General features: G+C 63.1%; 15 protein-coding genes. 12 read left to right on the plus strand and 3 right to left on the minus strand.

Translation table 11 applies throughout. The annotated features are described in order from the left end of the window. Window positions 1-4 precede the first annotated feature (4 nt). From J2857_RS27575 to lpdA, 6 genes are all read left to right on the plus strand, one after another. Window positions 5-331 carry a YciI family protein gene (locus J2857_RS27575; RefSeq protein ID WP_210013261.1) on the plus strand — a complete coding sequence of 109 codons (327 nt, stop codon included), beginning with the start codon at window positions 5-7 and terminating at the stop codon, window positions 329-331. A 29-nt stretch (window positions 332-360) separates the two neighbouring features. Continuing rightward, the gene (gene odhB / locus J2857_RS27580) at window positions 361-1,617 is read left to right on the plus strand and encodes a 2-oxoglutarate dehydrogenase complex dihydrolipoyllysine-residue succinyltransferase (RefSeq protein WP_210013262.1); all 1,257 of its coding nucleotides are present in this window, start codon (window positions 361-363) and stop codon (window positions 1,615-1,617) included. A gap of 15 nt (window positions 1,618-1,632) precedes the next feature. Continuing rightward, window positions 1,633-2,049, plus strand: a complete 417-nt coding sequence (locus tag J2857_RS27585) for an MAPEG family protein (protein WP_210013263.1) — start codon at window positions 1,633-1,635, stop codon at window positions 2,047-2,049. 4 nt (window positions 2,050-2,053) lie between these two features. Then, window positions 2,054-2,554: a hypothetical protein gene (locus J2857_RS27590; RefSeq protein WP_210013264.1), complete on the plus strand. Its 501-nt coding sequence runs from the start codon at window positions 2,054-2,056 to the stop codon at window positions 2,552-2,554. Continuing rightward, window positions 2,551-3,303 (plus strand): SDR family oxidoreductase, encoded by a 753-nt coding sequence (locus tag J2857_RS27595; protein ID WP_210013265.1) that lies wholly within the window; start codon window positions 2,551-2,553, stop codon window positions 3,301-3,303. Before J2857_RS27590 ends, J2857_RS27595 begins: the two co-directional genes overlap by 4 nt. Window positions 3,304-3,384: 81 nt before the next feature. Continuing rightward, window positions 3,385-4,791 carry a dihydrolipoyl dehydrogenase gene (gene lpdA, locus J2857_RS27600; RefSeq protein ID WP_210013266.1) on the plus strand — a complete coding sequence of 469 codons (1,407 nt, stop codon included), beginning with the start codon at window positions 3,385-3,387 and terminating at the stop codon, window positions 4,789-4,791. Between the two features lie 94 nt (window positions 4,792-4,885). Here lpdA and J2857_RS27605 read toward each other — a convergent pair whose 3' ends face one another. Further along, the gene (locus J2857_RS27605) at window positions 4,886-5,278 is read right to left on the minus strand and encodes a GFA family protein (protein WP_210013267.1); all 393 of its coding nucleotides are present in this window, start codon (window positions 5,276-5,278) and stop codon (window positions 4,886-4,888) included. A gap of 232 nt (window positions 5,279-5,510) precedes the next feature. On the opposite strand from J2857_RS27605, the gene J2857_RS27610 reads away from it, so the two are divergent. After that, window positions 5,511-5,999, plus strand: coding sequence for a cytochrome b (locus J2857_RS27610; RefSeq protein ID WP_210013399.1), 489 nt, complete (start codon window positions 5,511-5,513; stop codon window positions 5,997-5,999). Between the two features lie 16 nt (window positions 6,000-6,015). Here the strand turns inward: J2857_RS27610 and J2857_RS27615 are convergent, their stop codons facing one another. Together J2857_RS27615 and J2857_RS27620 are read right to left on the minus strand one after the other, a co-directional pair. After that, window positions 6,016-7,095, minus strand: a complete 1,080-nt coding sequence (locus J2857_RS27615; RefSeq protein WP_210013400.1) for a TraB/GumN family protein — start codon at window positions 7,093-7,095, stop codon at window positions 6,016-6,018. Window positions 7,096-7,187: 92 nt separating this feature from the next. Beyond that, on the minus strand, window positions 7,188-8,123 hold the full coding sequence (locus J2857_RS27620) for a tyrosine recombinase XerC (protein ID WP_210013268.1): 936 nt from the start codon (window positions 8,121-8,123) through the stop codon (window positions 7,188-7,190). Window positions 8,124-8,275: 152 nt separating this feature from the next. On the opposite strand from J2857_RS27620, the gene J2857_RS27625 reads away from it, so the two are divergent. From J2857_RS27625 to J2857_RS27645, 5 genes are all read left to right on the plus strand, one after another. After that, a complete protein-coding gene (locus J2857_RS27625; RefSeq protein ID WP_210013269.1) occupies window positions 8,276-9,205 on the plus strand; it encodes a GNAT family N-acetyltransferase in 930 nt (309 codons plus the stop codon). Window positions 9,206-9,210: 5 nt separating this feature from the next. Continuing rightward, window positions 9,211-9,648 (plus strand): GNAT family N-acetyltransferase, encoded by a 438-nt coding sequence (locus tag J2857_RS27630; protein WP_210013270.1) that lies wholly within the window; start codon window positions 9,211-9,213, stop codon window positions 9,646-9,648. A 40-nt stretch (window positions 9,649-9,688) separates the two neighbouring features. Next, window positions 9,689-10,831, plus strand: a complete 1,143-nt coding sequence (locus J2857_RS27635; RefSeq protein ID WP_210013271.1) for an AAA family ATPase — start codon at window positions 9,689-9,691, stop codon at window positions 10,829-10,831. Window positions 10,832-10,880: 49 nt separating this feature from the next. Further along, window positions 10,881-13,103, plus strand: coding sequence for a primosomal protein N' (locus tag J2857_RS27640; protein ID WP_210013272.1), 2,223 nt, complete (start codon window positions 10,881-10,883; stop codon window positions 13,101-13,103). A gap of 67 nt (window positions 13,104-13,170) precedes the next feature. Next, window positions 13,171-13,554, plus strand: coding sequence for a DUF4345 domain-containing protein (locus J2857_RS27645; RefSeq protein WP_210013273.1), 384 nt, complete (start codon window positions 13,171-13,173; stop codon window positions 13,552-13,554). Window positions 13,555-13,735: the final 181 nt, after the last annotated feature.

Below are 13,735 nucleotides of genomic sequence, written 5' to 3' on the forward strand. Positions count from 1 at the left end.
GCGGATGGCCTATTTTCACCTGAAGCTCGTTTCGCCGAGGCCGAGCTTTCCGCATGATGCAACGCCGGATGAGATGACGGCGATGCAGGCCCACGCCGTCTACTGGCGGGGCCTTGCGGAAACCGGTGTCGCGATCGCCGTCGGTCCCGTCTTCGCAGAAGGCGGGGCTTTTGGCATCGCGGTGGTGGAGGCTGCCGATACGGCCGCCGCCCAGGCGCTCGGCGACAACGACCCGGTGATCAAGGCAGCGCTCGGCTTCCGCTTCGAAACGTCTTCCATGCCATCCATCATTCTTCGGACGTCTGCGGCGGGTGCCGCGGCCGCCGTCTAAACGAAAACAACCATTCAGGAACTTACACAATGGCCACTGAAATCCGCGTTCCAACCCTCGGAGAATCCGTCAGCGAGGCGACCGTCGGCACCTGGTTCAAGAAGGTCGGCGATACGGTCAAGGCCGACGAGCCGCTTCTCGAGCTCGAAACGGACAAGGTGACCGTCGAGGTTCCGTCGCCGGCTGCCGGCGTCCTGACCGAGATCGTCGCCGCCAACGGCGAGACCGTCGGCCTCGGCGCCCTGCTCGGCCAGATCGATGCCGCCGCTGCCGGCACCGCGACCGCCGCTCCGGCTGCAAAGCCTGCTGAAGCTGCACCTGCCAAGGCTGCCGAACCGGCTGCTCCGGCGCCGGTCGCTGCTGTCGCCAGCGCCTCTGCTGCCGCCACTTCGATGCCGCCGGCTCCGGCTGCCGCCAAGATCGCTGCGGACAACAACATCTCGACTGCCGATATCGATGGTTCGGGCAAGCGTGGCCAGGTCCTGAAGGGCGACGTGATTGCTGCGGTCGCCAAGGGCATTTCCGCTCCGGCTGCCGCGCCTGCTGCTCCGGCGGCGCCGCGCCCGGTTTCCTCGGCTGACGACGCTTCCCGCGAAGAGCGCGTGAAGATGACGCGCCTGCGCCAGACGATCGCCCGCCGCCTCAAGGATGCGCAGAACACCGCTGCCATGCTGACCACCTATAACGAGGTGGACATGAAGGCGGTCATGGACCTGCGCAACCGCTACAAGGACGTGTTCGAAAAGAAGCACGGCGTGAAGCTCGGCTTCATGGGCTTCTTCACCAAGGCCGTGACCCACGCGCTGAAGGAACTGCCGGCCGTCAACGCCGAGATCGACGGCACCGACATCATCTACAAGAACTACTGCCATGTCGGCGTCGCCGTCGGCACCGACAAGGGTCTCGTGGTTCCGGTCGTGCGCAATGCCGACCAGATGTCGATCGCCGAAATCGAGAAGGATATCGGCCGCCTGGGCAAGCTCGCCCGTGACGGCGCGCTTTCGATGGCCGACATGCAGGGTGGCACGTTCACCATCTCGAACGGCGGCGTCTATGGTTCGCTGATGTCCTCGCCGATCCTCAATGCGCCGCAGTCCGGCATTCTCGGCATGCACAAGATCCAGGATCGTCCGGTCGTCGTCGGCGGCCAGATCGTCATCCGCCCGATGATGTATCTGGCGCTCTCCTACGATCACCGCATGGTGGACGGCAAGGAAGCGGTCACCTTCCTGGTGCGCGTCAAGGAAAGCCTCGAAGATCCGGAACGTCTGGTTCTCGATCTCTAAGACGGGAACGAACCTATGGAAACGCTCGGGGTTACCGCAACGCCATACATGACGCTGCTGGCCTTGAGCGTTGTCCTGCTGGTCTTTCATGTCCTGTTGCAGGGCATGCTTTCGACCCGTGAGCTCGGCCGAGACTGGAATGCCGGTCCGCGGGACGAGGGAGTGGAGCCGAAGGGCAAGTTCGCCGGCCGTGCCGCACGCGCCTCCAAGAATTTCCAGGAGACCTATCCGGCGTTCGTCGGACTTCTGCTCGGCGTTGCCTTTGCCGGCGACGACGCATCCGGTTGGGGGCTGATCGGCGGCTGGATCTGGCTTGTTTCGCGGGTCGTCTATATTCCGCTCTATATGGGCGGCATCGCCTATTTCCGGTCATTCGTCTGGCTGATCAGCCTGCTCGGGCTTCTCGCCATGACCATCGCGCTATTCCGGTGACGTCATGATCGCATCCTTCAAGACATGGTTTTCGATGTTTTGCCTGCTGCCCGGCATGGCCTTGGGCGCGGAGCGTTGCGCGATCGAAAAAGCCGTGTTCATCGAGGCGACCGCGGGGACGGTGCTTTCGTTCAAGTCGGTCGGGTCCGAGGCGGCTGTCGTCAGCCACCTGTTCACGATCACCGGTGGCAAGCTGAAGCTCGACGGCAACGTGATATATGACGACGAGTCCGAACGGCCGGGCGGCATGGTGACGAACAACTGCCCGCAGGGCGATGCCACGGGCGCGGAGCTTCGGGCCTGCACCGTCTGGACCGGCGTGCCCTACGCCCTTGATGTGGCGACCGGCCATATCGACATATTGGGTGCCGCGAATACCCCGGCACCGGACGCGATCCTGATTCCGGGTTTCGGGCCGGCGATCCGTCACTCGGCGCTGTGGGCGAAAAGCGGTTTGAAGCAAGTGCCTTGGGACCTCTACGAATTCAAGGAATGCAAGGCATGAGCGAAACCCCTGTTCTTCTGGTGACCGGCGGAAGCCGCGGCATCGGCGCGGCGGTCTCGCTCATGGCCGCCAGCCGCGGCTGGCGGGTAGCGGTGAACTACGCAGCCAATCGGGAGGCAGCCGACAAGGTGGTCGCCGAAATCAAGGCAGCCGGCGGCGAGGCGATTGCCATCCAGGCGGATGTAGGTAAGCCGGAAGAGATCGTCACGATGTTCGAGGCGGTCGATCGGCATTTCGGGCGGCTGGACGGGTTGGTCAACAATGCGGGGATCGTCGACATGCCGCAGCGCATCGACGAGATGAGCCCCGAACGCATCGAGCGGATGATGCGGATCAACGTCACCGGCTCGATCCTGTGTGCTGGGGAAGCGGTGCGCCGCATGTCAACGAAACATGGCGGCAAGGGCGGCGCGATCGTCAATATCTCATCGATGGCGGCCAAGCTTGGCTCTCCGGGGCAGTATGTCGATTACGCGGCCTCGAAGGCGGCGATCGACACGCTGACTATTGGCCTGGCACGCGAAGTCGCGACCGAAGGCGTGCGCGTCAATGCGATACGCCCGGGCATTATCGACACCGATATCCATGCGTCCGGCGGCCTGCCGGACCGGGCGCGTGACATGGCGCCCAGCGTTCCCATGCAACGGCCGGGCAGGGCGGAAGAGGTGGCGGATGCCGTCCTCTATTTTCTGTCGCCAGCGGCTTCCTACGTAACCGGCGCCATACTCGACGTGAGTGGCGGGCGCTAAAGCAATTCCAGCAAAAGTGCGCAGCGGTTTTGCGTTCGGAGTTGCGATGAAACGAAGAGATGAAGAGAAGGAAAAAGAACTATGGCTTATGATGTCGTCGTCATCGGAAGCGGCCCCGGCGGTTACGTCTGCGCGGTGAAGGCTGCCCAGCTCGGCCTCAAGGTGGCGGTCGTGGAAAAGCGCGCCACCTATGGCGGGACCTGCCTCAACATCGGCTGCATCCCATCCAAGGCGCTGCTGCACGCCTCCGAAATGTTCGCCCACGCCGCTCACGGCATGGATGCGCTCGGCGTCGAGGTCTCTGCTCCGAAGCTCAACCTCGAAAAGATGATGGCCCACAAGGACGCGACTGTTAAGTCGAATGTCGACGGCGTCTCGTTCCTGTTCAAGAAGAACAAGATCGACGGCTTCATCGGCACCGGCAAGATCGTCTCGGCCGGCAAGGTCTCCGTGACCGGCGACGACGGCAAGGTCCAGGAACTGGAAACCAGGAACATCGTCATCGCCACCGGCTCCGACGTTGCCGGTATTCCGGGCGTCAATGTCGAGATCGACGAGAAGGTGATCATTTCGTCCACCGGCGGCATCGCGCTCGAAAAGGTGCCGCAGCACCTGATCGTGGTCGGCGGCGGCGTCATCGGCATGGAGCTCGGCTCGGTCTGGTCACGCCTCGGCGCCAAGGTCACCGTCATCGAATATCTCGACAAGCTGCTGGGCGGCATGGACGGCGAAGTCTCCAAGCAGTTCCAGCGGATGATGGCCAAGCAGGGCATGGACATCCGCACGGATGCCAAGGTCACCGGCGTCGAAAAGACCGCCACGGGCGCCAAGGTCACCTATGAGCCGGTCAAGGGCGGCGAAGCCCAGGCGCTCGAAGCCGACGTCGTGCTGATCGCCACCGGCCGCAAGCCGTATACCGCAGGGCTCGGTCTGGAAGAAGCCGGCGTCAAACTCGACAATCGCGGCCGCGTCGAGATCGACGGCCACTTCAAGACCAATGTCGAGGGGATCTACGCGATCGGCGACGTCGTTCGTGGTCCGATGCTCGCCCACAAGGCGGAAGACGAAGGTGTTGCAATGGCCGAAATCATCGCCGGCCAGCATGGCCATGTGAACTATGACGTCATCCCCGGCGTCGTCTACACCCAGCCGGAAGTGGCGTCCGTCGGCAAGACCGAGGAAGAGCTGAAGGCTGCGGGCATCGCCTACAAGGTCGGCAAGTTCCCGTTCACCGCCAACGGCCGCGCCCGCGCCATGCTGGCAACGGACGGCTTCGTGAAGATCCTTGCAGACAAGGATACTGACCGGGTTCTCGGCGGCCATATCGTCGGTTTCGGCGCCGGTGAAATGATCCACGAGATCGCCGTGCTGATGGAATTCGGCGGTTCGTCGGAAGACCTCGGCCGCACCTGCCATGCCCATCCGACCATGTCGGAAGCGGTCAAGGAAGCCGCACTCGCGACCTTCTTCAAGCCGATCCATATGTGAGCGCATCTGGCGCTTTCAGGCCGGTACGATCAGTTTCAGGCCGGTACGATCAGAAAGGGTGGGACATTGTCCCGCCCTTTCGCGTCTGTGCTCCCTATCCCTCGAAGCGACCTGTGGCGTCGCGATCGCGCTCGTATCGCCTGGTGAGCGGAAACGGCGGCAACCAGGACTCCCGGCGGATGATCCAGCTTTCGTAGGTTGGCGTCAGCTGGTCGGGGGCATCCAGGGATCCGAGGTTGACTTCGATCTCGTCCGCGGTGCGTGCGAAAACCGACGAGCCGCAGCGGGGACAGAAAAACCGGCCGGCGTAATCGCCTGTCTCGCCATCGACCGTCACCGCATCCTGGGGAAATATCGCGGAAGCGTGAAAAAGCGCTCCATGATGCTTGCGGCAGTCGAGACAGTGACAAAGGCCGACCCGGTACGGCAGTCCCGACGCCACTATTCGGACGTTGCCGCACAGGCAGCCGCCGGTAAATCGATCCATGTCGCGTCTCCTCCAAGATCAGACGGCGGGAGTTTTTACACCGTCCATCGCCTTCGGCGCAATTGTTCGCAGTGGGATGATGATCATCGCTTCCAGGCGAACACATGGGTTGGAATTACGATTGGTCAATTCCAGGATTAAATCTTGGACAGGCTTGCCGCTTTCGCTTGAGCCGGCGGCAAACGGCAATAGACTGGATCCCATTGTTCCAATCTTCTGTAAAGGTCGAGAAATGGCTCTCTCCTTCACGGTGCCGCAGCGTATCCTGCATTGGCTGATGGCAGCGCTCATCCTTTTCAACCTGATCTTCAGCGATGCCATGGAGACCGCCAGCCGGCTGATGTTCCGCGGTCAGGCGCTGACGCCGGAGCAGGTGAGTGCGGCGAATATCCATGCCTATGTGGGTATCAGCGTGTTGGTCCTGGCGCTGATCCGGCTCTGTCTGCGGTTCGTGCAAGGCGTGCCGCCGGAGCCGACACAGGAGCCGCCGTTCCTCCGGGTCGCGGCGAGGATCGGCCACTGGGCGTTCTACGCGCTCTTTTTCGCGATGCCGTTCGCAGGCATCGGCGCCTGGTATTTTGGCAATACAACGGCCGCGTTCGTCCATTCAGGACCGATGAAACTGCTGATGTGGGCGCTGATCGTCGCCCATATCGGCGGCGCGCTGGCGCACCAGTTCTACTGGAAGACCGATGTGCTGAAGCGGATGACGAGCGGTTGATGAAGAATGGGCGGCGTCAATTGACCGCCGTCACCTTGAAGCCCTGTTTCCGGAAGAGCTCGACGAGGCCTTCCTCGCCCGGCAGGTGCAGGGCGCCCACGGCCATGAAGGAGCCACCTTGGCCGAGGATCGGGGCGGCTCGATCGGCCATCAGATGGTTACGCTTGCTGACGACCAGGTTTTCGAACTCGCCGTAACCGGCTTCGTCCTCGGTGCCGTCGGGTGCCACTGCTTTCAGCATCGGCATGGCAAGGCCGATCTCACCAGAGAGATAGACTTCCGTCAGCGTCTCGAAGACATCATCGACGCGCTTGCCGAGCTTGATCGTTTCGATCAGCGACTTGAGGTGCAGTTCGATCGGGATGGCGTTTAGCGCCGCCGCCTGCTCTTCGAGTGTTTCCAGACCCTTCACCGGCTTGCCCTCGGCGGTTGCCTGTTCGGCGATCTTCCTGTCGAGGAAGGCGACGTTCTGTGCCTTGCGGGCAAGCTCGCAGGCCGGCACGGAAACGAGCGCCATCAGCATCCAGGGCCGCATGCGCGACACAGCCGAGAGCGGCACTCCGCGTGCCTTCAGGCCGGCTTCGAGCAGCGCGACATCGTCCTTCGGCAACAACGAATCGATCGTGCTGCCATCCGTCAGCATCATCAGTTCCGGTTTGGCGAGCATCTTCGCCATCGCCTTCTTCTCGTCGATGACCTCGTCGGATTCGATGATGATCGTTTTTGCCCTGGAATGGGCTTCGGCGGCGCCGAGCGGCATTTTCAGAACCCGCGGATCGGACACATGCATGGTGCCGAGCAGGTAGGATGGTTGAAGCCCTTCCTTCTCGATCTTCCAGAAGATGCCCCTGCCGTTCGGCACCTTGGCGGCCTCGGTGACGATTTGGTCGTAGAGCGGCGAGTTTTCGGTCTTCATTTCGTCGAGGAGGTTCCGGCCGTCGCAGCCAGGTGTTTCCGCCCGCGCCGGGGACAGTGAGCCGAGGATCAGAAGAAGGGAGGCAAGCGCCAGGACATGGGCGGCCGCGATCAGCCACAGCACGAAACCTTGAGCGCGCTTCATGAAAGCGCCGGTGGGAGAGGCAAAGGCGGGAGTCATCATGTCATCCGTCTGAAGGTTGCCGACATCTTAGCGATGCCGGCTGCACAAGCGCTTAACGCAACTGGTTAAAACTTGGTTCATGGGTGGGTTCACGCGCGGGGATGGGCGCGGTCGTAGACCTCCAGCAGCCTCGACGAATCGACGCCGGTATAGACCTGGGTGGTCGAAAGGCTGGCATGGCCGAGCAGTTCCTGGATGGTGCGCAGGTCGCCGCCGCCGGCGAGCAGATGGGTGGCGAAGGAATGGCGCAGCGCGTGCGGCGTGGCCGTCTCCGGCAGGCCGAAGGCGCTTCGGAGCTTCTGCATTTCCCGCTGGATGATCGCCGGCTGCAGCGGACCGCCGCGGGCGCCCCGGAACAGCGGCTTTTCTGCTTCCAGATGGTAGGGGCAGAGTTTCCTGTAGGTCTCGACCGCGTCGAACACGACCTGCAGCAGCGGCACGAGGCGGGTCTTGCCGCCCTTGCCGGTGATCCGTAGGGTCGTCGCGCCCGGCGCCAGGTTGTCGGGCCTGAGGCCGAGCGCCTCGGAAATGCGCAGGCCGCAGCCGTAGAGCAGGGTCAGCACGGCGGCATCGCGGGCGGCGATCCACGGCTCCTCCTGCAGCTGGGCGCCGGTGGTCACGAGATTGAGCGCCTGGCGGTCGGTTAACGGTTTCGGCAGGGATTTCGGCTGTTTTGGCGCACGAATGGCCCCGGCCGCGGCGGCGTTCACCAGGCCCTTTCTCTCGAGATAACGAAGAAATGAACGAAGCCCTGCGAGATGCCGGCCGAGCGACCTTGCCCCGGAACCCTCGCGGCGGCGGGCCGCCAGGAAGGCACGCAGGTCGGCGGGACGCAAGGTGTGAATATCGGCAATCCTGGCGGGACCGCCCAGATGAGTGGTGAGGAACGTCAAAAACTGCCGTGTATCGCGCTCATAGGCATCGAGCGTATTGCCCGAAAGCCGGCGCTCGCTCGCCAAGCTCTCCAGCCATTCACGACGTTTTTCCGTGAGATCGGGCGCGGCGATAATCAGCAGTTCGTGCAAGATCTGACCCGTTGAATTTGGAGTGGCAGCGCCCCAGATTGCTCTAGACGGCGTTACAGAATCCCTAAGACTGCCTTAGTCCTGGGTAACGATGTCATCGTTCGATCATAAGGGGCTGCCATACCAAGCAGGTCCTGCCTGCGGGAGTTTCTATGGCGCGCCGTGATTCTACGACCACTTTTGGACAGTTCGCGGAAACAATCGCCCTCGTTTCACAAGGCAAACCCGGCCATATCGTCGACACATTGATTGCCGAGCGCGGCCAGCGAATCGTCCAGAACCCGCTCTGGCCGCTGATACGGCCATTTCTCTACACGCTGCTGCGTTATGGGCGGGCGATCAAATTCGCCAACGACATCTCGACGCTCAACGGCTTCCAGTGCTTCGAATACATGAGCAACCTTCTGAAGCTGGATGTGACGGTGGCGAATGCCGAGCGCATTCCCGAAAAGGGCGGCTTCATTCTGGTCAGCAATCACCCGACGGGGATTGCCGACGGGGTTGCCGTCTTCGACCTCCTGAAGTCGCGCCGCCCGGACATGATGGTGTTCGCCAACCGCGATGCGGTGCGCGTCAATCCGCGGTTTGCGGAGATGATCATCCCGGTCGAGTGGCGGGAGGAGCACAAGACCAAGCTCAAGGCCCGCGAGACGCTGGTGCTGACCAACAAGACCATCGAGGACGGTAAGGTCATGGTGCTGTTTCCCTCGGGCCGCATCGCCTATTGGGCGGACGGCAAGCTCAACGAGCGGCCGTGGAAGACATCCGCCGTCAGCCTCGCCCGCAAATACAACCTGCCGATACTGCCGATCCACATGCGGGCGCGCAATTCCGGCCTGTTCTACTGGTTCGCCAAATGGTCGACGGAACTGCGCGACATGACGGTGTTCTACGAACTCCTCAACAAGAAGGGCGACCATTTCGATTTCACCGTCGGCGGGATGATCCCGCCAGATGCGCTGGAAGGGGACATGACGGACGTCACCAGGGCGCTGGAACAGCACACGGTGTTCGAGCTTGCCGCGGATGGCGATGCGGTGTTCAAACCCGCCGACAAGGCGCAGACGGCGTCGGCGGCGTGAAAGACATGGGTGTCGTGATTGCGCCGCTCGGCGATCCGCTTACCGGTGACATCGTTCTGCTGGCGGAAGCGGCCAGGCAGGAAGGCTATAACCACATCCTGCGGATTGCCGAGGAATGGTCTTCGGGAACCAATCGGTTCGAACGACACGGTGAAAGCCTGCTCGGTGCCCTCGATCAGGGGCTGTTGATCGCCGTCGGCGGGATGACGCTCGAACCGTCGCGGGCTGACTGGCTGCGGATGCGCCGCTTTTATGTGTCGCAGCCATACCGGGGCAAAGGAGTCGGCAGGCATCTGGCCGAGCGACTGATCGAACGTGCACGTTCCTTCACACCAGTGGTAACCGTCCATGCGGGCAGCGACGATGCTCGCCGTTTCTGGCAGGCGATGGGATTTCAGCCGCTGACCGGCGAGAGCTATACGCATACCCTGCGCCTCATCTGAGCGGCGTTCTCTTCATCCCGCTCTTTGGTTAGGAAAAGGCATGCTGCTTCGCTCGATGTTCGTCGCCAACTACCGTTCTCTGCGCTCGATCCGCATGGATCTGGCCGGCGTCAACCTGTTCATCGGTGAAAACGGCGTCGGCAAGTCCAATCTCTATCGTGCCCTGCAGCTAGTGCAGGCGGCGGTGCGCGGCAATCTGGCCTACGAGATCGCCGCCGAAGGCGGGATGGCGTCGGCGCTCTGGTCCGGTCATCGTCGACAGGAGAAGAATTTCCGTATCAAGCTCGAGGTCGAGGTTCTTGATGAAGAGCGGGCGGCGACGTTCCGCTACCGGGTCGAGGCGGGGCTTCGTCCACCTATCGATGCAGCGGGCTTTGCCTTCGAGCCGCAGGTGAAGGAGGAGGAGCTTGTCGTTGAAACCGGTTCGCGGCCCGTGACGATGATGAAACGCACCGGGCCGGGGATCATGGTGCGCGGGACAAGCGGTCGGATGGAGGAGTATCCCGAAAAGGCCATGACCTCCGAGACGGCGATCGCCCTTCTCGGCGACGCCGGGCATTATCCGGAAGCAGGCGCTTTCCGGCGGATGGTCGATGGCTGGCGGTTCTTCCATGGTTTTCGCACCGATCGCGGTTCGCCGCTGCGGCAGCCATGCCTTGCAGTGACCTCGCCGCTGCTCGATCAGGACGGCGGTAACATGGCGGCGGTGTTCGCGACGCTCGTCCATACCCGCGGGGACACGGTGGAGCTCGATAGCGCCATTGCTGCAGCTCTTGGCGGGGCGAAACTGCATGTGCCTGAGCCGGGTGAATATGCGGAATTCGGTCTGGTCTTTCCCGATTTCCCCAAACGGGTATTCCAGCCGCGCGAGCTTTCCGACGGGCAGATCCGCTTTCTCGGGCTCGCCGCGGCGCTGATGTCCTATCGACAGCCGCCGCTGATCGCGCTCAACGAACCGGAGGCGAGCCTGCATCCGGACATGCTGGCGCCGCTCGCCGACATGGTCGCGCAGGCCGCGCGCCACGGCCAGATCTGGATCGTCACCCATTCCGAATCGCTTGCGTCGGCCGTTCGGGAACGTTGCGGCACGCGGCCGCGGCGGGTGATCCGCAAGGAGGGCGCCACCTGGATCGACGGGATGCGGCCGACCGGCGTCATCGACGGTGAAGACGAGGAAGACTAGTCCTGTTTAGGGTTCACTTTTGTTCCGGGTTTGGGCATGGTCGCCGCCCATGGGCATAGATTCGTCCGATCTCTTCGGTTCGCTGTTCGAAGCGCCGTCATTGGTGAGGGTAGTGCCGGTACTGGTGCCGCTGCCGGTGCCGGGCGCCTATAGCTATGCCGTGCCGGAGGGCGTGCATGTGGAGCCCGGTTCGGTGGTTCAGGTGCCGGTCGGCCCGCGGCAATTGATCGGCGTCGTGTGGGACGGCGACAACGACGACAAGCTCGATCCCAAGAAGCTGAGGCCGATCACGCTCGTCTTCGATTGCCCGCCGCTTTCCAAGGAGATGCGCGATTTCGTCGACTGGGTGGCAAGCTATACGCTGTCGCCGCCAGGTCTTGTGGCGCGCATGGCGATCCGCGCGCCGGCCGCGCTCGATCCCGAGCCGATGGTCGAAGGATTGCGGTATCTCGGCGGTCAGCCGGAGCGGCTGACCCCTGCGCGCGCGCGGGTGCTCGATCTTGCGGGTGAAGAGGAAATTCCCTGGACGCGCAGCGGGCTGGCGCATGCCGCGGGCGTGTCGATGAGCGTCGTCGATGGGCTGACAGCCCAGGGGATTTTCGAAACCGTGTTCCTGCCCCCGCCGCCGGTCGTGGCGCGGCCTGACCCGGACTATATCAGCCCGCGCATCGAGGGGCCGCAGAAACAGGCGTCCGTGGACATCCTGGAGTCGATCCGGGCGGGTGGCTTTTCCGCCTCGCTGATCGATGGCGTTACCGGCTCGGGCAAGACGGAAGTCTATTTCGAGGCGATCGCCGAAACCTTGAGGCGCGGAAAGCAGGTGCTGATCCTGCTGCCGGAAATCGCGCTGACCTCGAGCTTCCTCGAACGTTTCCAGGAGCGGTTTGGCGCCAAGCCCGGTGAATGGCATTCGGATCTCGCCCCGCGCATGCGTGAAAAGGTCTGGCGCGGCGTGGTGACCGGGGAAGTGAAGGTAGTGGCAGGTGCGCGATCGGCACTGTTCCTGCCCTTCGAGGATCTCGGCCTGATCATCGTCGATGAAGAGCACGACCCCGCCTACAAGCAGGAGGACCGGGTGTTCTACAACGCGCGCGACATGGCGGTGGTGCGTGCCCGGATCGGCGATTTCCCGATCGTGCTCGTCTCGGCGACGCCTTCGGTGGAAAGCCAGGTGAATGGTCTGGCCGGCCGCTACAACACCGTGCACCTGCCGACCCGTTTCGGCGATGCGGCGATGCCGGACCTGCATCTCATCGACATGCGGCGACACCCGCCGGAGCGCGGTGGTTTCCTCTCGCCGGTTCTGCTCCGGGCGATCGGCCGGACGATCGAGCGCAAGGAACAGGCGCTGCTGTTTCTCAATCGGCGCGGTTATGCGCCGTTGACGCTCTGCCGCGTCTGCGGCCACCGGTTCCAGTGCCCGCAATGTTCGAGCTGGCTGGTGGAGCACCGGTTCAAGAGCCAGATCCAGTGCCATCAGTGCGGCTATTCGGAACGCACGCCGGAAGCCTGCCCTGAATGCGGCACGTTCGACCATCTGGTCGCCTGCGGGCCGGGGGTGGAGCGGATCGCCGAAGAGGTCGAAAAACATTTTCCGGAGGCGCGCACGATCGTGATGTCGTCGGACCTGCTCGGCGGCGTCAAGCGCATGCGGATCGAGCTGGAGGCGATCGCCAAGGGCGAAGCGGATATCGTCATTGGCACGCAGCTGGTCGCCAAGGGTCATAACTTTCCGCTGATGACGCTGGTCGGTATCGTCGATTCCGATCTCGGCCTGTCGAACGGCGATCCGCGCGCCGCCGAGCGCACCTTCCAGCTTCTGAGCCAGGTGACAGGACGCGCAGGACGAACCGGCCTCAAGAGCCATGGCCTGCTGCAGACCTTCCAGCCGCAGCATCCGGTGATGCAGGCGATCGTTTCCGGCGATGCGGGCGCCTTCTACGAGCGCGAGATCGCCGAGCGGGAAAGGGCGATCCTGCCGCCCTTCGGCCGCCTCGCCTCGCTGATCGTCTCGGCGGATACGCGCGCGGATGCGGAAACCCATGCGCGGGGCCTCAGGGCCGCGGCGCCAAAGGTCACCGGTATCTCGGTGCTGGGGCCGGCGGAGGCGCCGCTGGCGCTGGTGCGGGGCCGGCATCGCTTCCGGCTGCTGGTACATGGACGGCGCAATTCCGACATGCAGGCGTTTCTGCGGGCGATGATGGAGAACGGACCGAAGCAGCGGGGCTCGGTGCAGATCCAGCTCGATATCGACCCGCAAAGCTTTCTTTGATCGCCGTTCTTTGCGACTTGTTTACCGCTTGCGTTAGAATCTTGCGATTCGAACGATGCGAGGCGACATGGAACTCTATTTTCCCACTGAACTCGGCGAACGGGTGGCTTTCGTCTGTGCGGCGGTAACCGCTGTGCTCGGTCTTATCGTCTTCCTGTTTCCCGCTTTCGTTCTGCGCCTGACGGCGTTCCAGATCGGCGAGGTGCGGCCGGAAGGGTATGCCGCCGTCCGCTCCGCCGGCGCCCATCATCTCGGATTCGGTCTCGCTGCGATCATGCTCGCCCAGGACTGGATCTACATGACGCTCGGCATCGCGCTCGGATTTGCCGCTCTGGGGCGATTGCTGTCCTGTGCCCTGGATCGAGGCTTCACCCCCAGAAATATAGCGTTTTCCCTACTTCAGGTTGTGCTCTCCGGCGGACCGCTCGCCTATGTCTTCGGCTATATCTGACGCTTAATTCGGAGAATACGGGCCGTAGCCCGCCGAAAATCCTTCCGCTTCCGGTATAAAATCGCTCTCAGCCCTTGCGTGTCCGGCTTTTTCCGTTATCAGGCGTGTTGCGAGTCCTTACAGCCTATGCTAGACGGACCGCGAAAGTCGGAAAGGGTAGGGCGCAAGCTCTGCAGGTTCT

The organism is Neorhizobium galegae, from assembly GCF_017877055.1.
Taxonomy (GTDB): Bacteria; Pseudomonadota; Alphaproteobacteria; order Rhizobiales; family Rhizobiaceae; genus Neorhizobium; species Neorhizobium galegae_D.